Here is a 19,614-nt window from a genome sequence, read left to right as displayed (position 1 = left end):
CTGCGCGCAGCTGGGCGAACCCTGGCCCTTGGTGCTCGTGGCGCACCCTGCAGCAGCACCCGGCGTCGCCCGGATGAAATCCGCGGTGCGATTTTCCCGGATTTCATCCGGGCTACGGGCAATACGGTTAGAATCACGCCCTGACTTTTTCAGGGCGTTGTTCTTTATGCGTATCGGTCATGGCTATGACGTACACCGCTTCGGCGAAGGCGATTTCATCACCCTCGGCGGCGTACGGATTCCCCATCAATTCGGTCTTGTCGCTCATTCCGACGGTGACGTGCTGCTGCACGCCCTGAGTGATGCGCTGCTTGGCGCCGTGGCGCTGGGCGATATCGGCAAGCACTTCCCCGATACCGATCCGACCTTCAAGGGCGCTGACAGCCGCGCGCTGTTGCGCCATGTGATGGGCCTGGTGCGTGCCAAGGGCTACGCGGTGGGTAACGTCGACGCCACCATCATCGCCCAGGCGCCGAAGATGGCGCCGCACATCCACGGCATGCGCGAGCGCATCGCCGAGGATCTGGGCATCGAGCTGGATCAGGTCAACGTCAAGGCCACCACCACCGAGAAGCTGGGTTTCACCGGGCGTGAGGAAGGAATCGCGGTGCACGCCGTGTCCCTGCTGGTCAAGGCATGAACGAGCTGCAACTGCTCGGGCCGCGTGCCCACGGCGAGGCCTGCGGGCGCGCGGTACTCAAGGCCACGGCCGAGGACTTTCAGGTCGACGAGGTGCTCGACATCCCGCTCACTGGTCAGGGCGAGCATCTCTGGCTGTGGGTGGAAAAACGCGGTCTGAATACCGAGGAAGCCGCTCGGCGTATCGCCCGCGCTGCCGGCTTGCCGCTCAAGGCGGTCAGTTATGCGGGGCTCAAGGATCGTCAGGCGCTGACCCGCCAGTGGTTCAGCCTGCACCTGCCGGGCAAGGCCGATCCCGATCTGGCAGCCGCGCAGGGCGATGATCTGGTCATCCTGCGCAGCCAGCGGCACAACCGAAAATTGCAGCGTGGTGCCCATGCCGCCAATGGTTTCACCTTGCGCCTGACTGCCCTGGAGGCGGACCGCGATGCGCTGGAGCAGCGCCTGCAGCGTATCGCCGCGCAAGGCGTGCCCAATTATTTCGGCTTGCAGCGCTTCGGCTTCGATGGCGGCAATGTCGAACAAGCCCGCGATTATGCTGCGCGCCTGGAGCTGCCGGTGCAGCGCAACCTGCGTTCGCGCCTGCTGTCCTCGGTGCGCAGCCATCTGTTCAATCAGGTGCTGGCCAAGCGCGTGGCTAATGGCACCTGGAACCAGGCACAGAGGGGTGACCTGCTGGCGTTCACCGCCAGCCGCAGTTTCTTCATGGCCGGTGAGGCCGAGTGCGTTGACCCGCGCCTGGCCATTCTCGACCTGCATCCCACCGGGCCGCTGTGGGGCGATGGCGCTCTGCCGACCAGCGGCGCTACCCAGCAGCTCGAGCAAAGCGTGGCCGATGACGCGACGCAGCTGGTGCAATGGCTGATCAAGGCGGACATGGCGCACGAACGGCGAATTCTGCGCCTCCCCATTGGCGGCCTGTCATGGCATTATCCCGAACCCGATATTCTGCAACTTGCATTCGTCCTGCCGGCCGGGTGTTTCGCCACCGTGGTGGTGCGCGAATTGCTCGATCTGGTGCCAGCAGGGCAGACGGATACTCCATGCGAATTCTGATTTCCAACGACGACGGGGTGAACGCGCCCGGTATCGCTGCGTTGCACCAAGCGCTGGCCGACTATGCCGATTGCGTGGTGATCGCGCCTGCCGAAGACAAGAGCGGTGCCAGCAGTGCGCTGACACTCGATCGTCCGCTGCATCCCATGGCCCTGGCCAATGGCTACATCAGCCTCAATGGCACGCCGACCGACTGTGTGCACCTGGGCCTCAATGGCCTGCTCGAGCAAGCGCCGGATATGGTCGTCTCCGGCATCAACCTGGGCGCCAACCTGGGTGATGACGTGCTCTATTCCGGCACGGTCGCCGCAGCGCTGGAAGGACGTTTCCTGAACAAGCCGGCGTTCGCGTTCTCGCTGCTCTCGCGCCTGCCCGACAATCTGCCGACTGCGGCCTATTTCGCGCGCAAGCTGGTCGAGGCACATGCGACCCTGGATTTGCCACCGCGCACGGTGCTCAACGTCAATGTGCCGAACCTGCCGCTGGAACATATCCGTGGCGTGCAACTGACCCGTCTCGGGCATCGCGCGCGCGCGGCTGCACCGGTCAAGGTGGTCAACCCGCGTGGCAAGGAAGGTTACTGGATCGCTGCCGCCGGTGATGTCGAGGATGGCAGTCAGGGCACCGATTTTCATGCCGTGATGCAAGGTTATGTATCGATCACGCCGCTACGGCTCGATCGCACGTTCAATGAAGCCCTCGAATCTATGGATGGCTGGCTGGAGGGCATCTTCTGATGCGTGGACAGGACGAGATGCAGCGCAGCGGGATCGGCATGACCTCGCAGCGCACCCGCGAACGATTGATTCAGCGCCTCTATGAGGAGGGGTTGTCCAACGCGCAGGTACTGGAAGTGATCCGCCGTACGCCGCGCCATCTGTTCGTCGACGAGGCCCTGGCGCATCGCGCCTATGAAGACACTGCACTGCCCATCGGCCATAACCAGACCATTTCCCAGCCCTACATGGTCGGCCGCATGACCGAGCTGCTGTTGGCTGCCGGCCCGCTGGACAAGGTGCTGGAGATTGGCACCGGTTCCGGTTACCAGACTGCCGTACTGGCGCAACTGGTCGAGCGGGTATTCTCGGTGGAACGCATTCAGGGGCTGCAGGACCGCGCCAAGGAGCGTCTGGCCGAACTCAAGCTGCGCAACGTGGTCTTTCGCTGGGGCGATGGCTGGGAAGGCTGGAACGCGCTCGGTCCCTACAACGGCATCATCGTCACCGCCGCCGCTGCGCAAGTGCCGCAGGCCTTGCTCGATCAACTGGCTCCAGGTGGACGTCTGGTCATTCCGGTCGGCAGTGGCGATGTGCAGCAACTGCTGTTGATCGTACGTGAGGCGGATGGTTTTTCCCGTCACGTGCTCGATGCCGTGCGCTTCGTGCCCCTACTCAACGGGCCGCTGGCTTGATCGCTTTTTCGCTGCGGAAGGATCCATGAAGAAACATTTTCTGCTCTATGCCAAGGGTTTGGCGATGGGCGCTGCAGATGTCGTGCCCGGTGTTTCCGGTGGCACCATCGCTTTTATCAGTGGCATTTATGACGAGCTGCTGCGCTCCATCGCCAGTATTCCCGAAGCGTTCCTGCTGCTGCTGCGAGGCCGCATCAAGGACGCCTGGCAGATGGCCAACGCGACATTCCTGCTGGTGCTGCTGTGCGGCATCCTGACCAGCATCCTCACGCTCGCGCGGCTGATCACCTATCTGCTGGAGCACCATCCGATTCCGGTATGGTCGTTCTTTTTCGGCCTGATCCTGGTGTCCACCTATCTGGTCGGGCGAGAGATCAAACGCTGGAACTGGAGCAGGGCGGCGAGCTTTCTGCTTGGCCTGGCTTTCGCTTACTGGATCACCGTCGCCGCCCCAATGCAGTGGGGCAGTGACCTGCCAACCCTGTTCCTGGCCGGCGCCATCGCCATCTGCGCGATGATCCTGCCGGGTATCTCGGGCAGCTTCATCCTGCTCTTGCTCGGCCTCTATTCGGTGGTGCTGGGTGCGGTGAAGGACCTCGATATGCTGGTCCTGGCGGTATTCGCCTGCGGCTGTCTGGTTGGCATCCTCAGTTTCGCTCGCTTGCTCAGCTGGCTGCTGTCACGCTGGCGTGACATGAGCCTGGCGTTTCTGGCCGGCCTGATGCTGGGTTCGTTGAACAAGGTCTGGCCCTGGAAAGAAACCCTGAGCTGGCGTACCGACAGCAAGGGCGAGCAGGTACCGCTGCTGGAGCACAATCTGCTGCCGGGACAGTTTGCCGAAATCAGTGGTCAGGACCCGCAGCTGTTGCTCGCCGTGGTACTGGCGATCGGCGGTATCGTCCTGGTGCTGGGCCTGGAATGGCTGGCAAGTCGTCGGCCGGTCGATGCTGGCCGCACAGAATAAATACGGCACAATAGGCGCCGTACTCGGAATCATTCAGGGAGCAGTTGGGTGAGTCGGACCGTCCTTCACGTGCTAGTCCGCGCAGTTGCAGCCGTTCGTCTGCCGCTCGCGATGCTTGCTGCCTCTGCATTGGTCGGCTGCGTCAGCTCGCCTCCTGGCGGCGTGCAGGTCGTCGACCGTGGGCAGAATCAGGGACGTGCTCCGGTGGTGCAGCGTCAGCCCGTGCGCAACGGCCACTATGTGGTGCAGCGCGGCGATACGCTCTATTCGATAGCCTTTCGTTTCGGCTGGGATTGGAAGGCACTCGCTGCTCATAACGGCTTGCGCGATCCTTATCTGATCCGCGTGGGGCAGACGATCCGTTTCGACAACCGCCCGTTAGGCAACAGTCAGCCAGTCGTTTCGAAACCGTCTCCAGCCAGCTCGCCCGTTGTCACCCGGCCAGTGCCCAGTCGTCCACCGGTTGCCGTGACTGCACCGCCTGCCACTCAGCCTGCACGCCCGCCTGTGGCCAATACGCCAGCGACTACGCCAGTGACACCGGTGAGTCGTTCTGCCAGTGGCTGGTCCTGGCCAACCGAGGGCGCGGTGATCAGTCGTTTTTCCTCAAACGGTAGTTTGAATAAAGGCATTGATATCGCAGGGCAATTAGGACAGCCTGTTTTAGCTGCGTCTGATGGTTCAGTGGTGTACGCCGGGAGTGGTTTGCGGGGCTACGGCGAGTTGATCATCATCAAGCACAGCGATACCTACGTAAGTGCTTACGGTCATAACCGCAGGTTGTTGGTACGGGAGGGGCAGCAGGTCAAAGCCGGGCAAAGTATTGCCGAAATGGGGTCCACAGGGGCCGACCGGGTGAAGCTGCACTTCGAGATTCGCCGCCAAGGTAAACCTGTCGATCCGCTGCAATATCTGCCACGTCGTTGATCCGTCGCTGACCCGTTCCATCACGTAGGAGGGACGGGCTCAGGTGTGGCCAGGATGGTTCCGCCAGAGTCTGTTGTCGAACTCAGCTAGGGACAACAACAATGGCTCTCATCAAAAAAGAAGCGCCGGAGTTTGACGTCGACGATGAACTGCTCCTCATGGAGCCAGGCATCGTTTTCGGCGAGGTTCAGGGCGATGAGGTGGAAGCACCGGTCGCACGTACCAAGGCCAAGAACGCCACCCCCTCCAAGCAGCACAAATACATCGACTACACCCGGGCGCTAGACGCCACTCAGCTCTACCTCAACGAAATCGGTTTCTCTCCCTTGCTCACTCCCGAAGAGGAAGTGCACTTCGCGCGTCTGGCGCAGAAGGGCGATCCTGCCGGGCGCAAGCGCATGATCGAGAGCAACCTGCGCCTGGTCGTGAAGATCGCTCGGCGTTATGTCAATCGTGGTCTCTCTCTGCTCGATCTGATCGAGGAGGGCAACCTCGGCCTGATTCGCGCCGTGGAGAAATTCGATCCGGAGCGGGGGTTCCGTTTCTCGACCTATGCAACCTGGTGGATCCGCCAGACCATCGAACGCGCCATCATGAACCAGACGCGAACCATCCGTCTGCCCATTCATGTGGTCAAGGAGCTCAACGTATACCTGCGTGCGGCTCGGGAACTGACCCAGAAGCTCGACCATGAGCCTTCTGCGGAAGAAATTGCCAACCTGCTGGAAAAACCGGTGGGCGAGGTCAAGCGCATGCTCGGCCTCAACGAGCGAGTGTCCTCGGTGGACGTCTCGCTCGGTCCGGACTCGGACAAGACGCTGCTCGACACCCTGACCGATGATCGTCCGACCGATCCCTGCGAGCTGTTGCAGGACGATGATCTGTCGCAGAGCATCGATCAGTGGCTCTCCGACCTGACCGACAAACAACGGGAAGTCGTTGTGCGTCGCTTCGGCCTGCGTGGCCATGAAAGCTGTACCCTGGAAGAAGTGGGGCAGGAGATAGGCCTGACTCGCGAGCGGGTGCGGCAGATTCAGGTCGAGGCGCTCAAGCGTTTGCGGGAAATCCTGGAGAAGAACGGCTTGTCCAGCGACGCCTTGTTCCAGTGAGGCTTCGCTTCGATCACGAACCCGGCTGCGGCCGGGTTTTTTTATGTGCGTCCCTGTAAGTCATCGCTTACAGGTGCTGTCAGTGTTTGTGCTGAAAAGCCCGGCTTTTTACCGGATAAACTTATAACTAATTGTTTTTTAAAGATTTTTAAATTATCTGCGCAGGCGGGATGAGTGTTGGTCGGGTTGTGCAGGCGCCTGAAACGGCTAATATCACGCCCGTGCACAGGGACAAGCACAGATCATCAGGATGATGATCAGGAACATCGCAAGAAGCGATTCATCAGGACGATGAGTTGGGAAACAAAGGGATGAGGGAATAAAAGTGGGCGGCGCAAGCCGCCCCTTTTTTTGCCCGCCATTCTTGGCGGCAACCCTGTTGGGCGTTGCCAGTCACGACATCGGCTCTGAAAGTAAAAGACCCGCACTTGGCGGGTCTTCGTGTTTCTGGGCGAACTCAGCGCTCCAGATGCTGCAGCTTGTCCTTCACGCCATCCCACTCTTCGGCATCCGGCAGCGCATCTTTCTTCTCGGTGATGTTCGGCCACACTTCGGCCAGATCGGCGTTCAGCTCGATGAACTCCTGCTGATCGTCCGGTACCTCGTCTTCCGAGAAGATCGCTTGCGCGGGGCACTCCGGCTCGCACAGGGCGCAATCGATGCACTCGTCCGGGTGAATGACCAGGAAGTTCGGGCCTTCGTAGAAGCAGTCCACCGGGCAGACTTCCACACAGTCGGTGTATTTGCACTTGATGCAGTTGTCGGTGACGACGAAGGTCATGTCTGATTCTCTCCTCGGGCGGCGGCCTGGGCCCTTTCTGTGAAGGGCTGCCAGGCGCTCTGTATGTGGCCGCGGCTCAGGCTGTAAACCGGGCGGTCGTAAAATTGCGCGCGATTCTAGCAGTTTGTTGTATTGAGCGTTAGATCTGCGTCTTCCATGTATATAACAGCTCCAGCGCCTTGCGCGGAGTCAGATCATCCGGATTGATCTTGTGCAATTGCTCCAGTAGCGGGTGTGGCGCGCTGGCGAACAGATCGCTCTGCATCGGCGCTTGCGGCTGGCCGGGCTCCTGGCGTGGCAGGTCGTGCGGCAGGCTGGTGGCTTCCAGGCGCGCCAGGTGCTCGCGCGCACGGCTGATCACCGTGCCGGGTACGCCGGCCAGTTGCGCCACGGCCAGGCCGTAGCTCTGGCTCGCGGGGCCTGGCTGAACGTGGTGGAGAAAGACGATGCGCTCGTTGTGCTCGGTGGCCGAGAGGTGCACGTTGGCCACCACCGGCTCACTTTCCGGCAGCACGGTCAGCTCGAAATAGTGGGTAGCGAACAGGGTGAAAGCGCGCAGGCGCGCCAGGTGCTCGGCTGCCGACCAGGCCAGCGACAGGCCGTCGAAGGTGCTGGTACCGCGTCCGACTTCGTCCATCAACACCAGGCTGCGTTCGCTGGCGTTGTGCAGGATATTGGCGGTTTCGCTCATTTCCACCATGAAGGTGGAGCGGCCGCCGGCCAGGTCGTCGCTCGAGCCGATACGGGTGAAGATGCGGTCGACCAGCGACAGCTCGCAGGCCGCTGCCGGGACGAAGCTGCCGATATGGGCCAGCAGCACGATCAGCGCGGTCTGGCGCATGTAGGTGGATTTACCGCCCATGTTCGGCCCGGTGATGATCAGCATGCGGCGGCTGTCGTCGAGATCCAGGTCGTTGGCCACGAAGGGCGTGGTCAACACCTGCTCGACCACCGGGTGACGGCCCTGGTCGATGCGCATGCACGGCTCGTCGACGAAGCGCGGGCGATTCAGGTCGAGATTCAGTGCGCGCTCTGCCAGGTTACTCAGTACATCCAGTTCCGCGAGGGCGGCGGCGCTGTCCTGCAGTGGCGCCAGGTGGCCGATCAGGCGCTCGAGCAGCTCGTCGTAGAGCATCTTTTCCCGTGCCAGGGCGCGGCTCTTGGCCGACAGTGCCTTGTCTTCGAATTCCTTCAGTTCCGGGGTGATGAAGCGCTCGGCGCCTTTGAGCGTCTGCCGGCGGATATAGTCAGCCGGCGCCGACTCGGCCTGCTTGGTCGGCAGTTCGATGAAGTAGCCGTGCACGCGGTTGTAGCCGACCTTGAGGTTGGCCAGGCCGGTGCGTTCCTTCTCCCGCGCTTCCAGATCCATGAGGAACTGTCCGGCGTTCTCGCTCATGGCCTGCAGTTCGTCCAGCTCGGCGTCATAACCGGTCTTCAGCACGCCGCCGTCGCGGATCACTGCCGGCGGGTTGTCGATGATGGCGCGGGCCAGCAGGTCGGCCAGTTCCGGGTAGGTGGCGATGCTGCTGGCCAGTTGTTGCAGATGGGGGGTATCCAGCGCGGTCATCGCCAGTTGCAGCTCGGGCAGCGCCGCCAGGGCATCGCGCAGGCGGGCGAGGTCGCGTGGGCGGGCGTTGCGCAGGCCGATACGGGCGAGGATGCGCTCAAGGTCGCCGATTTCCTTGAGCTGCGGCTGCAGCGTTTCGAAGCGATAGCCATCGAGCAGGCGGGCGATGGCGTCCTGGCGTGCTTCCAGCACCGCACGATCACGCAGCGGGCGGTTCAGCCAACGGCCCAGCAGGCGGCTGGCCATGGCGGTCTGGCAGCGATCCATGACCGATTGCAGAGTGTTGTCGCGGCCGCCAGCCAGGTTGATGTCCAGCTCCAGGTTGCGGCGGCTGGCTCCGTCGAGGATCACCGTGTCATCGAGGCGCTCGTGGCGCAGGCTGCGCAGATGCGGCAGGGCGGTGCGCTGGGTTTCCTTGGCATAGCTGAGCAGGCAGCCGGCGGCGCCGATGGCCAGGGTCAGGTTCTCGCAGCCGAAGCCTTTCAGATCCTGAGTGCTGAATTGCTGGCACAGACTCTTGAAGGCACTGTCGCGGTCGAAATCCCACGGCGCACGGCGGCGCGAGCCCTTGCGTTTCTCGGCAGGCAGGCCCTGCGGCCAGTCGTCCGGGATCAGCAGCTCGGCGGGGCTCAGGCGCTCCAGCTCGGCCAGCAGGTTTTCCCACCCTTTGATCTCCTGCACGCTGAAACGGCCGCTGGTGATGTCCAGCACGGCCAGGCCGAACAGGCGTTCGTCGCCGAGTACGGCGGCCAGCAGGTTGTCGCGGTGCTCATCGAGCAAGGCTTCGTCGCTGATGGTGCCGGGGGTGATGATACGCACCACCTGGCGCTCGACCGGGCCCTTGCTGGTGGCCGGGTCGCCGATCTGCTCGCAGATCACCACCGACTCACCGAGTTTGACCAGCTTGGCCAGATAGCCTTCGAGCGAATGGAAGGGAATGCCGCACATGGGGATCGATTGGCCGGCCGACTGGCCGCGTGCGGTCAGGGTAATGTCGAGCAGCTTGGCTGCCTTCTTCGCGTCTTCGTAGAAAATCTCGTAGAAGTCACCCATGCGATAGAACATCAACTGATCCGGGTGCTGGTTCTTCAGCTTCCAGTACTGCTGCATCATCGGGGTGTGAGCGGAGAGATCGGTCATGCCGGGCCTTACGTGCGATGGGTGTGACGAAGCCGGGAATTTTCCCATACTTCGTCCCTCACGTGGGCTGCGAATCTGACGCAATTCCCCTTCAGTCGGTGAAGGTCACCGAGAACTGGGCCACCGCCTCGACCACACGTTGCGACTCGCTGCGTATCTCGCGGATCACCTCGCCGGCCTGGTTGGCGAGGTCGACACCGGTACGCGCGCGTTCTCGCGTGGTAGCCATGCTGGCCACTGCATTGCGCGTGAGGTTCTGGTTCTGCTGAACGACGCCGTTGATCTCCTGAGTCGCCTGGCTGGTGCGCGAGGCCAGTTGACGCACTTCATCGGCCACCACGGCGAAGCCGCGGCCCTGTTCGCCGGCACGTGCCGCTTCGATGGCCGCATTGAGTGCCAGCAGATTGGTCTGATCGGCGATACTGCGGATGACCTGGACGATGCTGGTGATCTGCTCGGATTGCTTGTTGAGGCCTTCTATCTGTTCGGCCACATGAGCCAGTTCGCTGGCAATGTCGGCGACCACCGCGACGGTCTGCGCCACTGTGCGTGTGCCGTGATCGGCGGAAACGTCGGTCTCCTTGGCGATGTCGTGAGCCAGTTGGGCAGCGGCGGCCTCCGAGTCGCGGCGCTCGACCTGGGCGGTGATGTCGCTGGCGAATTTCACGACGCCATAGACACGGCCGTTGGCGTCGTACAGCGGGTTGTAGGTGGCGCGCAGCCAGACCTGGCGGCCTTGCTTGGTCAGCCGGCGAAAACGATCGGACATGAACTCGCCTTTGTTCAGGCGGGCCCAGAACTGACGGTAATCGTCGCTATGGCTGTCTTCCGGCAAGCAGAAGAGTCGGTGATGCTGGCCGATCACCTCGTCGCTGCGATAGCCCATCAGATCGAGGAAGTTCTGGTTGGCGCTCACTACCTCGCCCTCAAGGTTGAACTCGATCACCGCCATGGAGCGGTCGATGGCCTTGATGTAGCTCTCGTGCATGTGTTCGGCCGCGACCTGGCGGGTGATGTCGGTGGCGATCTTCATCACCTTGATCACTGTGCCCTGATTATCCCGGATCGGCATGTAGGTCGCTTCCAGCCAGACCTCCTTGCCGTCTCGTGTCAGCCTTGGAAAGCGATCACTGAAGTGCTCGCCCTGCCGCAGGCGCTGCCAGAACTGTTGATAGGCGAGGCTCTCGCTCAGGTCGCGCGAGCAGAATTGACGATGGTGCTTGCCGACGATCTCTTCCAGGCGGTAATTCACCACGCCGAGAAAGGCAGGGTTGGCATCGAGGATGATGCCGTCCGGGGTGAACTCGATCATCGCCATCGATTGGCGAATGGCCTGTAGCTCTGCCGCTCCCTGATCCTGCGCTTCCCTGTGTTCCTTGTTCCGTGACAGCCACATTGCAGTGCCTCCTAGTACACCCTAGCCCGTGATAACAGTAGACGAAATTTGCCGTTTCCACTGGCATGTGAAGCTGTGTAGGGTTTGCCGTTCGATGAGCGAGGAGCGGATATGGACAGAATCAGCCAACTGGCCGAGCAACTGGGCGTGGCATTGCAGGCGCAAGCTGCTCAGGTCACCACTGCAGAGTCCTGCACAGGCGGCGGTATCGCCGAGGCGATCACTCGCATCCCCGGCAGTTCGGCCTGGTTCGAAGCCGGCTATGTGACGTACTCCAACGCCCAGAAAACCAAGCAGTTGGCTGTATGTGCCGACTTTTTCGTCAGTGTGGGCGCCGTTAGCCAGGAGGTGGTCGAGGCGATGGTGCGTGGCGCTCAGGCCAATAGCGGGGCGCGCTATGCCGTGGCTGTCAGTGGGGTGGCGGGGCCGGGCGGTGGTTCCGCGGAAAAACCGGTCGGTACCGTCTGGTTGGCCTGGGGCGATGGCGAGCGCCTTCTCAGTGTGCGCAAACAGTTTTCTGGAAATCGTGGCGAGGTGCGCCGACAAACGGTCGAGACCGCACTGGCGGGGCTTTTGCGCCTGCTGACGGAGGAAAATCCGCTGATGGGGTAGGCGGGCGACTTGCCCTGTGGAATAATACTGGCTACTTATACAGTTGTTGGCGGCCCTCGAGGCCCTTGTTAATACGTGAGGATGGTAATGGACGAGAACAAGAAGCGCGCTTTGGCGGCTGCCCTGGGTCAGATCGAGAAGCAGTTCGGCAAGGGCGCGGTGATGCGCATGGGCGACCATGAGCGCCAGGCCATTCCGGCCATCTCCACCGGTTCGCTGGGGTTGGATATCGCTCTGGGCATCGGCGGTTTGCCAAAAGGCCGTATCGTCGAGATCTACGGCCCGGAATCCTCTGGCAAGACCACGCTGACCCTGTCGGTGATCGCCGAGGCGCAGAAGCTTGGCGCCACCTGTGCCTTCGTCGATGCCGAGCATGCGCTGGATCCGGATTATGCCGGCAAGCTCGGCGTCAACGTCGATGACCTGCTGGTATCGCAGCCGGACACCGGGGAGCAGGCGCTGGAAATCACCGACATGCTGGTGCGCTCCAATGCCATCGACGTGATCATCGTCGACTCCGTGGCGGCCCTGGTGCCCAAGGCGGAAATCGAAGGCGAAATGGGTGACATGCACGTCGGTCTGCAGGATGCAGTATTAGCCACTGCGGCATAGTTTTGGTTCACTTAGGAGGTATTCCTTTCTTATTAGGGAAACGTCCTAAGCTAATCAGTAAGACCCGATTAATTATTAATTTAAATGGTCATCAAGAATGGATCAGGCAAAAAGCAAGGCGTTAGAAGCGGCTCTTTCTCAAATTGAGAAGCAGTTTGGTAAGGGTTCCATCATGCGGCTGGGCTCCGACCGCACTATGGATATAGATGTTATATCGACTGGCTCACTCGGCTTGGACATCGCCTTGGGGGTGGGTGGGTTGCCGCGCGGCCGTATCGTTGAAATCTATGGGCCGGAGTCTTCTGGTAAAACCACGCTTACGCTGTCGGTGATTGCTGAAGCGCAACGTCAAGGTTTGACTTGTGCATTTGTCGATGCTGAGCACGCGCTTGATCCGATCTACGCAGCCAAGCTCGGCGTTAATATTGACGAACTCCTGTGCTCACAGCCTGACACTGGTGAGCAGGCACTTGAAATCGTAGACATCTTGACGCGTTCTGGGGCGGTCAATCTTATTGTCGTTGACTCTGTTGCTGCTCTTGTTCCGAAGGCTGAGATTGAAGGCGAAATTGGGGATTCCCATGTAGGCCTTGCCGCCCGAATGATGTCGCAGGCGATGAGGAAGATCACTGGTAACCTGAAGAACTCCAATACTATGTGTATCTTCATTAACCAGATTCGTATGAAGATTGGTGTAATGTTTGGCAGTCCTGAAACCACCACTGGTGGTAACGCCCTGAAGTTCTACGCCTCGGTGCGCCTGGATATCCGCCGTACCGGCGCAGTCAAGGAAGGCGACGAAGTAGTAGGCAGCGAGACCCGTGTCAAGGTGGTGAAGAACAAGGTAGCTGCTCCATTCAGGCAAGCAGAGTTCCAGATCGTTTACGGTCAGGGTATTAGCAAGGCCGGTGAGATTGTTGACCTCGCTGTTGCTAACAACTTTGTTGAAAAGTCCGGCGCTTGGTACTCCTTCGAAGGTAACAAGATCGGCCAAGGTAAGGCTAACACCATGAAGTGGCTGCTGGACAACAAGCAAACCATGGACAAACTGGAAAGTCTGATTCGCGACAAACTGATGTCCAAGCCGCAGGCTGAAACCTCTGCCAACCTCGCGGCCTTAGAAGAGCCGGCTGACGAATATTGATATCTCGTAGCGGTTTAAGGTCGCTGATGACAATCGATAGTTAAGCTTCTACCCCATATAAAGCCTAGCCTCCCCAGCTAGGCTTTATACTTGATGCCGCATCAGGTTTCTTTCCGATCAAGGTTACTTACAGGTTCGCTTCCCGCTCAGCTACTCTCCATAATTATCTTCAAATTCTTTTTTAATCAAAACAGCTTTCCCCTCCTCAATCCAAAACGGATACCCTCGTCCTAGGGCGAACCTGGAGAAGACTTTCGGTTTCTGGTGAAATACGTCGATCTCTATGCCTCGCAAAGTTAAATAGCGCTACCGCTAGTTCTTGGGATATTTCTCAATGTTGCTCTTCAGCTCTTCCGGCAAGCGGTTGTAACGCAGCGTGCTCACGCTTCCATCATCCCGTTTGACCTGATAGGCCACACCGGTTTGACCAGTGACCTGTTGTACGCCACCACCGGTGAAGTAACCGATTGCGGCTCCAGCCAGGGCGCCGACAGGCCCACCGGCTGCGCCGCCCAGAAGCACACCGACACCGCTGCCAAATACTTCACCCACGCGATTGTCCGGGCCGGTGCCTATGATTTCGGCTGCGTGAGCCATTGGCGCTAGCAGTACAAAGCTAAGCAGTAGTTTTTTCATGAGCCTGTTCTCCAGATCGATTGATTAAGGCCTGTTGGCCGTCGGATACAGTCTCTCGCTAATGATTCGCCGCAAGAATTATCAGTTTGCGGATTACTTAATTTCATCTAAGGAAACTCTGAAAAAGCTCCCGTTTCGCGAAATCGCTGCCCTGTAACCCTCGTGGTTGCTGGGCTGCATTTTTCGAGAAAGGGCTTTTTCAGACCATCCCTAAGGAAATTATTGGCCTGAGCGAATGCCTGACTCCGGGCGGAATCAGGCATGTGCCGAGTTTGTTCTATGCGGTCAAAGCCCTAGTTCGCTAAGGCCAGGGTGATCGTCCGGACGGCGGCCTTGGGGCCAATGGAATAGACGTTCGCTGGCCTGGATCGGCAAGTCGTTGATGCTGGCATGCCGGGTTTGCATCAAGCCTTGCGCATCAAATTCCCAGTTTTCATTACCGTAGGAACGAAACCACTGCCCACTGTCGTCATGCCATTCGTAAGCGAAGCGCACCGCGATGCGATTATCCTGAAAGGCCCAGAGCTCCTTGATCAGACGGTACTCGTGCTCGCGGTTCCATTTACGCGTCAGAAACGCTCGGATCTGTTCACGCCCCTGGGGGAATTCACTTCTGTTACGCCAGCGACTGTCGACGGTATAGGCCAGCGCGACGCGGTTGGGATCGCGCGTATTCCAGCCGTCTTCGGCCAAGCGTACTTTTTGCGTCGCGCTGGCAAGATCAAACGGTGGGTAAGGCGGGCGTGCATTCTCTGTCATGGATAGCTTCTCGCTAGTGGGTTAAAGCATCGTAAATTCAGCCTGCGTCTACAGGTCGAGTACCAGGGGGTGGAGGCCCGTTGCAGTGGCAGCCGGCACGGCACGGCACAGCAGAGCAGGGCATGACCATCGGCAGGCTGTTCAGGTGGTTGATGCAGATAAGTCACAGCGCCGCTCAGCACTGCGGTCTTGCAAGTCCCGCAGTTGCCGCTTCGGCAGCTGAATTCAGGGCTCAGGCCACGTGATTCGGCTAACTCAAGCAAGCTACCGCTGTTTGGTGTCCAGCGGGCTTCCTTGCCCGAGCGCTGAAACAGCACGGGCACGGCAACCGTTGCTGGCGACAATGTCGGGGCGCTATTCAGTGCGTCCCCTGAGCGGCGCAGGCTGGCGGGACCAAAACTTTCGGCATGAATCCGCTGATCGCTGACATTCAGCTCGCGCAATCCATCATAGAGGTTCTGGGTGAAGGCCCCCGGCCCGCATAGATAGAAGTCGTAATCATCCCAAGGCAACCAGGCTTTGAGCAGCGCGACATCCACATGCCCGGCCAGGTCATAGTCCTGCTCCAGGCGGGCTGTTGCTTCGGGCTGGCTAAGTACGCGGAGCATGTGCAGCGGTGTGTCGCCCGGTTGCAGCAAGTCGGCCAGTTCTTCACGAAAGATCAGCTCACTTGCACTACGAGCAGCTTGAATCAGCCATACGGTGCGATGTCGGCGTAGACGGCGGTTCTGATAGAGCGTTTCACGCAGCATCGACAGCAGGGGAGTAATGCCTATCCCCGCAGCGAGCAGCACCAGGGGGCGGCGTTGTTCGGTATCCAGGCGCAAATGCCCTTGGGCCGCTCGCCCTTCAAGCAGGCTGCCGACCTGCAGATGCTCATGCAGATAGGTCGATGCCTGCCCTTCGCGCTTGACGCTGATGCGCATGAATCGATCGGAGGGTGCGCTTGACAGGCTGTAGGTACGGATTAGCGGCCTTGGCTGCCCGATGAGATTGAGCCGCAGCGCCATGTGCTGGCCTGCAATGAAGCTGGGCATTCCAGCCCCATCGCTCGGCTCAAGATAAAGGGAACGTACGCTGGGACTTTCTTCGACAATCCTCACTACTCGCCAGGGCCGCCATTGCTGCTGCAAGTCCATGGCCGCCAGGCGAGCCTGGGCTTCTGCCCAGGAGCCGGTCATCAGGCTGTTGGGTGAGTAGTCCGCGAAGTGCCAGCGCAGATGTAGTGACGCCGGACGGCGCACGACCTGCTCAACTTGCACATGCCATAACCGCTCGGCGCCCTGAAACGCCTGCACCTCTTGCCCTTCCAAGACCAGTTCGGTGGTTCCGCTGAGCTGGAGCAGGTCACCGCTGCTGAAATCGATAAAGAGCAGGCCAGCGCGCGGGTTGAGTAGCAGATTGCCGAGGGTGTTGAAGTGCAGGTTACCGGCAAAGTCTGGAATGCTTAGACGGTTGCCTTCAACGCGAACAAATCCGGCCTGACCGCCACGGTGTGATACATCCACGGCCAATTGGCCATTGGCCTGCTCGATATAGCTGGCGACGAAGAAGGTATCGGCTCGACTAATCATCGCCTGGTCAGCAGGGCTGAGCTGGTTCGCGCGCTCGACCGGCAGGGCTTCGTGGGGCTCGGCCTTGGCTGCTTGCAGCTGGCGTAGCTGGATATATTGCGGACAATTACCAAAGCTCTGCTCGACCACCATCGCCAGATGATCATGCTCGCGCCTGATCAGCCGGCCATTGAGTCGGTTGCGGCGACGGCTGTGCAGTTCAATACCCAGCAGGCCAATGGCTTTGCCCGCAGTCAAACCGCTGCTGCACGGGTCGTCCGCATCCAGATGGGTTTCCAGGCGCAGTGTCTGCGCTGTGGGGGAGTGGGCGAACCCGGGCTCGCCAGCCAGTATGCCGGCCCATGGAAGTCCCTCGGGAGAGACTGTGCCCATAAGGATAAAGGGTAATTGCTGGTAGAAGGCGCGGTGTTGCTCCGGCAGGTGGTCGCGGATCACCTTGCGGCCGAAAACCTCCATTTGTTCGGCCACGCCGACCCGGGCCTGCAACTGCTTTTCTCCAAGATGCCAAGGTGAGGGGATATTGGCGTCTGACATGGCCGTGGCTCCAGGCGTTAAGGCTGGCCCCATGGAGCGGGGCCAGTTAGGTATCAGGCGCTTTGCAAGCCTGCAGCTGTGCGTTGCATGGGCACGAACCCTGGCAGCGCCTCGATCCGCTGCAGCCAGCTGCGCAAGTGCGGGTAATCACTCAGGGCTACGTTTCCTTCCGGGGCATGGGCAATGTAGGAGTAGCAGGCCACGTCAGCGATGCTGGGATGGTCGCCGACTAGGAATGGGCTAGCAGCCAGTTCCTGCTCAATCACCTTGAGTAGTGCATGGGCGCGCGCAATGGTCGATTCAGCGTCATAGGGCGCGCCGAACACGGTAATCAAACGTGCAGTTGCAGGGCCTGAGGCCAGAGGGCCGGCCGCCACTGACAGCCAACGTTGTACCTTGGCGGCGGTAAGGGGGTCTTCCGGCAGCCAACGGCCACTGTCGTCATACTTCTTGGCCAGATAGACGAGGATGGCATTGGAGTCGCTGAGCACTGTGCCGTTGTGGTCGATTACCGGCACCTGGCCAAAAGGGTTCATGGCGAGAAATTCGGGTTGTTTGTGCGCCCCCTTGGCCAGGTCGACGAAAACCAACTCTGCCGGTACATCGAGCAGTGAAAGCATCAGCTCGACACGATGAGCGTGGCCCGAGAGAGGGTGACGGAACAGTTTGATGGTGTCTGACATGATGAGCTCCAGATAGTCCTAGGGAATGACTCAGGCGGTGGCATAGGCCAACGGATATCGCGCTGATGGACGCATCATGCTGTCAGTTGAAGAGTTGAAGAATCGTCAAAAATGGCAATCATTTATTTCGCTGAGTGAAATAAAGTCGCTTCGTTAAGGGCGGGGTGCTGACGCAGCCGTGCGACTACGAAGTCGATAAAGCTGCGGACTCGCTCGGTTGCCCGTCGCCCTTCGCGGTAGACCAGGTGGATATCCAGATCGGCAGGGGCATATGGGGCAAGTACGCTGCGCAGTTGCTTCGTGCCGAGCTGTTCATGCACCTGATAGGCCATGCAGCGAGCCAGCCCAGCACCCTGACACGCGGCGATAATGGCTGCCTGACTGGTTGTACAGCGCAATCTCGGCGCGATACGCACGCTTAAAGGTTGGTCGCCCTGGCGGAAAGTCCATTCCGATGTCTGCGCATCGCTACTGGTGTGGATGATCGAGTGAGTCCGCAGCTCAGAAGGGTGTTGCGGTTCACCATGAGCGAGCAGATAGGCTGGGCTGGTACAAATAACGGGGCGAGAGCTGCCGACCTTGATCGCGAACAGGGATGAGTCGGGCAGGGGGCCGATAGCCACCGCCACATCCACGCCTTCTTCATGCAGGTTGGGGTAATGTTCCTGGTACTGCACGCAAATCTGCACCTGAGGGTACTGCGTCAGGTATTCAAGCAGGACGGGAGTGAACAGAAATTGGCCAAACAGCAGGGGCATGCTCAGATTGATGCGTCCACACACGTTGTGGTGCAGCCCTCTGGCAGACGCTTCTGCGGCCCAGACCTCGCCAAGAATGCGCTGGCTGTCATGCCGGAATTGTTCGCCGGCCGCTGTCAGGGTCACGCCTTGGGTGCTGCGCTGGAGCAATGGGATACCCAGGCGGTTTTCCAGGGCGTCCACGGCCCTGGTCACGGTGGCCGATGACAGGTGCAGATGCTTGGCCGCAGCAGCCAGGCTGAGTGTCTCGGCCACGGCCAGAAACACCTTCATCTGCTGATAACGGTTCATTTCAGGCGTCCTGCACCGGGTTGAGTGCCGGGTTCTGTTGCAGGGTGCTGGTGCAGAAATCGACAAAAGTGCGAAGCTTGGCCGATAGCTTGCGCCCGCCTTGGTAGACCACATGGATAGGCAGCAATGGCAGTTCATAGTCGGCCAGCACGATTTCCAGCTCGCCAGCCTCGACTTGCCGGGCAATCTGGTATGACAGTACGCGAGTCAGTCCCCAACCGGCGCATGCAGCACGGATCGCTGCCTGATTGGCCGAGACCACCAGTCGGGGTTGGGGCCTGACCGTGATCGCACCTTCAGGCCCCATAAATTGCCAGTCGCTGACCAGCGTGCTGCTCGCGGCCAGAACCACTGAGGCGTCACGCAGGTCATTGGGATGTTGCGGGCGGCCGTATTCGGCCAGAAAGTCAGGGGAGGCACAGATGACCCGACGCACTGTACCGACCCTAACTCGGTGCAGATTGTTCTCGGGCAGATCTCCGATGCGTATGGCCACATCGATATCTTCTTCCGTCATATTGACTACACGATCGACCAACAGCGCCTTGGCCTGGACCTGCGGATATTGATCGAGGTAATCCACCAGCAGCGGTGTCACGAACAGTTCGCCGAAAAGTACGGGAGCGGTCACGTTCAATTGACCACGGGCAACCGCATGACTGCCGGCCGCTGACTCTTCGGCCTCTTCCAGCTCGGCCAGAATCCGCCGGCAGTCTGCCAGATAGCGCTGACCGGCCTCGGTGATATGCAGGCTGCGGGTTGTTCTGGCGAGCAATCGAGTCCCGATGCGTTCCTCAAGAGCCGCCACGGCACGGGTCACACTGGGGGCGGACATGTTCAGCCGCCGCGCGGCCGAGGCAAAACTCTGCTCATCGGCTACCGCGACAAAGACCTGCATTTCCTGAAAGCGATCCATGTTCAGCTCCTGTTTTCTCCCGCAGAGCCTGGGGTTTGGGGAGCAATGGAACCAAAAACCAACGTAAGCCCTACCAACGCTTTTCGGTGTCTTCTTCCCAGGCGC

The 19,614-nt window shown here is 60.2% G+C and carries 17 protein-coding genes and 2 pseudogenes; 10 read left to right on the top strand and 9 right to left on the bottom strand.

All coding sequences use genetic code 11. The annotated features are described in order from the left end of the window. Positions 1–166: 166 nt before the first annotated feature. The 7 genes from ispF (at position 167) to rpoS (ending at position 6,106) form a co-directional block, all read left to right on the top strand. Complete coding sequence (gene ispF, locus ACN0X6_RS21455) at positions 167–640, top strand: 2-C-methyl-D-erythritol 2,4-cyclodiphosphate synthase (protein WP_417707081.1); 474 nt, start codon at positions 167–169, stop codon at positions 638–640. Then, positions 637–1,695, top strand: coding sequence for a tRNA pseudouridine(13) synthase TruD (gene truD, locus ACN0X6_RS21450; RefSeq protein WP_417707079.1), 1,059 nt, complete (start codon positions 637–639; stop codon positions 1,693–1,695). Before ispF ends, truD begins: the two co-directional genes overlap by 4 nt. Beyond that, entirely contained in the window at positions 1,683–2,432 is a 750-nt protein-coding gene (gene surE / locus ACN0X6_RS21445; protein WP_417707077.1) for a 5'/3'-nucleotidase SurE, read from the top strand. Before truD ends, surE begins: the two co-directional genes overlap by 13 nt. Before the next feature lie 38 nt (positions 2,433–2,470). Further along, positions 2,471–3,106, top strand: a complete 636-nt coding sequence (locus tag ACN0X6_RS21440; RefSeq protein WP_417707138.1) for a protein-L-isoaspartate(D-aspartate) O-methyltransferase — start codon at positions 2,471–2,473, stop codon at positions 3,104–3,106. A 25-nt stretch (positions 3,107–3,131) separates the two neighbouring features. Further along, positions 3,132–4,070, top strand: coding sequence for a DUF368 domain-containing protein (locus tag ACN0X6_RS21435; protein ID WP_417707075.1), 939 nt, complete (start codon positions 3,132–3,134; stop codon positions 4,068–4,070). 111 nt (positions 4,071–4,181) lie between these two features. Beyond that, on the top strand, positions 4,182–4,997 hold the full coding sequence (locus tag ACN0X6_RS21430) for a peptidoglycan DD-metalloendopeptidase family protein (RefSeq protein ID WP_417707136.1): 816 nt from the start codon (positions 4,182–4,184) through the stop codon (positions 4,995–4,997). A gap of 101 nt (positions 4,998–5,098) precedes the next feature. Continuing rightward, positions 5,099–6,106, top strand: coding sequence for an RNA polymerase sigma factor RpoS (gene rpoS / locus ACN0X6_RS21425; protein WP_004424060.1), 1,008 nt, complete (start codon positions 5,099–5,101; stop codon positions 6,104–6,106). A 457-nt stretch (positions 6,107–6,563) separates the two neighbouring features. Here rpoS and fdxA read toward each other — a convergent pair whose 3' ends face one another. From fdxA to ACN0X6_RS21410, 3 genes are all read right to left on the bottom strand, one after another. Continuing rightward, positions 6,564–6,887 (bottom strand): ferredoxin FdxA, encoded by a 324-nt coding sequence (fdxA, locus tag ACN0X6_RS21420; RefSeq protein WP_021206625.1) that lies wholly within the window; start codon positions 6,885–6,887, stop codon positions 6,564–6,566. Between the two features lie 139 nt (positions 6,888–7,026). Further along, complete coding sequence (gene mutS, locus ACN0X6_RS21415; RefSeq protein ID WP_417707072.1) at positions 7,027–9,594, bottom strand: DNA mismatch repair protein MutS; 2,568 nt, start codon at positions 9,592–9,594, stop codon at positions 7,027–7,029. Positions 9,595–9,685: 91 nt separating this feature from the next. Beyond that, complete coding sequence (locus tag ACN0X6_RS21410) at positions 9,686–10,990, bottom strand: methyl-accepting chemotaxis protein (protein ID WP_417707071.1); 1,305 nt, start codon at positions 10,988–10,990, stop codon at positions 9,686–9,688. Positions 10,991–11,101: 111 nt separating this feature from the next. Here ACN0X6_RS21410 and ACN0X6_RS21405 point away from each other — a divergent pair, with 111 nt between their 5' ends. The 3 genes and pseudogenes from ACN0X6_RS21405 to recA all read left to right on the top strand — a co-directional run bounded on the left by ACN0X6_RS21405 (position 11,102) and on the right by recA (position 13,358). After that, the gene (locus ACN0X6_RS21405) at positions 11,102–11,602 is read left to right on the top strand and encodes a CinA family protein (protein WP_417707069.1); all 501 of its coding nucleotides are present in this window, start codon (positions 11,102–11,104) and stop codon (positions 11,600–11,602) included. A gap of 87 nt (positions 11,603–11,689) precedes the next feature. Beyond that, positions 11,690–12,208: pseudogene (locus tag ACN0X6_RS21400) on the top strand (ATPase domain-containing protein); the annotation flags it as partial. Positions 12,209–12,311: 103 nt separating this feature from the next. Then, on the top strand, positions 12,312–13,358 hold the full coding sequence (gene recA / locus ACN0X6_RS21395) for a recombinase RecA (RefSeq protein WP_045735105.1): 1,047 nt from the start codon (positions 12,312–12,314) through the stop codon (positions 13,356–13,358). Positions 13,359–13,670: 312 nt separating this feature from the next. Here the strand turns inward: recA and ACN0X6_RS21390 are convergent, their stop codons facing one another. The 6 genes and pseudogenes from ACN0X6_RS21390 to ACN0X6_RS21365 all read right to left on the bottom strand — a co-directional run bounded on the left by ACN0X6_RS21390 (position 13,671) and on the right by ACN0X6_RS21365 (position 19,509). Further along, on the bottom strand, positions 13,671–13,994 hold the full coding sequence (locus ACN0X6_RS21390; RefSeq protein WP_045735106.1) for a hypothetical protein: 324 nt from the start codon (positions 13,992–13,994) through the stop codon (positions 13,671–13,673). A 285-nt stretch (positions 13,995–14,279) separates the two neighbouring features. Next, the gene (locus tag ACN0X6_RS21385; RefSeq protein ID WP_417707067.1) at positions 14,280–14,753 is read right to left on the bottom strand and encodes a DUF1348 family protein; all 474 of its coding nucleotides are present in this window, start codon (positions 14,751–14,753) and stop codon (positions 14,280–14,282) included. A gap of 48 nt (positions 14,754–14,801) precedes the next feature. Further along, positions 14,802–16,861: pseudogene (locus tag ACN0X6_RS21380) on the bottom strand (pyridoxamine 5'-phosphate oxidase family protein). A gap of 53 nt (positions 16,862–16,914) precedes the next feature. Next, positions 16,915–17,544, bottom strand: a complete 630-nt coding sequence (locus ACN0X6_RS21375; RefSeq protein ID WP_417707066.1) for a glutathione S-transferase family protein — start codon at positions 17,542–17,544, stop codon at positions 16,915–16,917. Positions 17,545–17,666: 122 nt separating this feature from the next. Further along, a complete protein-coding gene (locus ACN0X6_RS21370; RefSeq protein WP_417707064.1) occupies positions 17,667–18,593 on the bottom strand; it encodes a LysR family transcriptional regulator in 927 nt (308 codons plus the stop codon). 1 nt (position 18,594) lies between these two features. Further along, positions 18,595–19,509: a LysR family transcriptional regulator gene (locus ACN0X6_RS21365; RefSeq protein WP_417707062.1), complete on the bottom strand. Its 915-nt coding sequence runs from the start codon at positions 19,507–19,509 to the stop codon at positions 18,595–18,597. Between the last annotated feature and the right edge of the window lie 105 nt (positions 19,510–19,614).

It is taken from the genome of Pseudomonas sp. (assembly GCF_048269965.1).
In the GTDB taxonomy this organism is placed as follows: Bacteria; Pseudomonadota; Gammaproteobacteria; order Pseudomonadales; family Pseudomonadaceae; genus Aquipseudomonas.
The sequence above is the reverse complement of the archived record's forward strand: the minus strand, read 5'-3'. Positions and strand labels throughout refer to the sequence as shown.

Bases quoted from the DNA above. Each gene is read 5' to 3' on its own strand.
- ispF (WP_417707081.1), top strand. From the start codon at position 167: ATGCGTATCGGTCATGGCTATGACGTACACCGCTTCGGCGAAGGCGAT.
- truD (WP_417707079.1), top strand. From the start codon at position 637: ATGAACGAGCTGCAACTGCTCGGGCCGCGTGCCCACGGCGAGGCCTGC.
- surE (WP_417707077.1), top strand. From the start codon at position 1,683: ATGCGAATTCTGATTTCCAACGACGACGGGGTGAACGCGCCCGGTATC.
- ACN0X6_RS21440 (WP_417707138.1), top strand. From the start codon at position 2,471: ATGACCTCGCAGCGCACCCGCGAACGATTGATTCAGCGCCTCTATGAG.
- ACN0X6_RS21435 (WP_417707075.1), top strand. From the start codon at position 3,132: ATGAAGAAACATTTTCTGCTCTATGCCAAGGGTTTGGCGATGGGCGCT.
- ACN0X6_RS21430 (WP_417707136.1), top strand. From the start codon at position 4,182: ATGCTTGCTGCCTCTGCATTGGTCGGCTGCGTCAGCTCGCCTCCTGGC.
- rpoS (WP_004424060.1), top strand. From the start codon at position 5,099: ATGGCTCTCATCAAAAAAGAAGCGCCGGAGTTTGACGTCGACGATGAA.
- fdxA (WP_021206625.1), bottom strand. From the start codon at position 6,887: ATGACCTTCGTCGTCACCGACAACTGCATCAAGTGCAAATACACCGAC.
- mutS (WP_417707072.1), bottom strand. From the start codon at position 9,594: ATGACCGATCTCTCCGCTCACACCCCGATGATGCAGCAGTACTGGAAG.
- ACN0X6_RS21410 (WP_417707071.1), bottom strand. From the start codon at position 10,990: ATGTGGCTGTCACGGAACAAGGAACACAGGGAAGCGCAGGATCAGGGA.
- ACN0X6_RS21405 (WP_417707069.1), top strand. From the start codon at position 11,102: ATGGACAGAATCAGCCAACTGGCCGAGCAACTGGGCGTGGCATTGCAG.
- recA (WP_045735105.1), top strand. From the start codon at position 12,312: ATGGATCAGGCAAAAAGCAAGGCGTTAGAAGCGGCTCTTTCTCAAATT.
- ACN0X6_RS21390 (WP_045735106.1), bottom strand. From the start codon at position 13,994: ATGAAAAAACTACTGCTTAGCTTTGTACTGCTAGCGCCAATGGCTCAC.
- ACN0X6_RS21385 (WP_417707067.1), bottom strand. From the start codon at position 14,753: ATGACAGAGAATGCACGCCCGCCTTACCCACCGTTTGATCTTGCCAGC.
- ACN0X6_RS21375 (WP_417707066.1), bottom strand. From the start codon at position 17,544: ATGTCAGACACCATCAAACTGTTCCGTCACCCTCTCTCGGGCCACGCT.
- ACN0X6_RS21370 (WP_417707064.1), bottom strand. From the start codon at position 18,593: ATGAACCGTTATCAGCAGATGAAGGTGTTTCTGGCCGTGGCCGAGACA.
- ACN0X6_RS21365 (WP_417707062.1), bottom strand. From the start codon at position 19,509: ATGGATCGCTTTCAGGAAATGCAGGTCTTTGTCGCGGTAGCCGATGAG.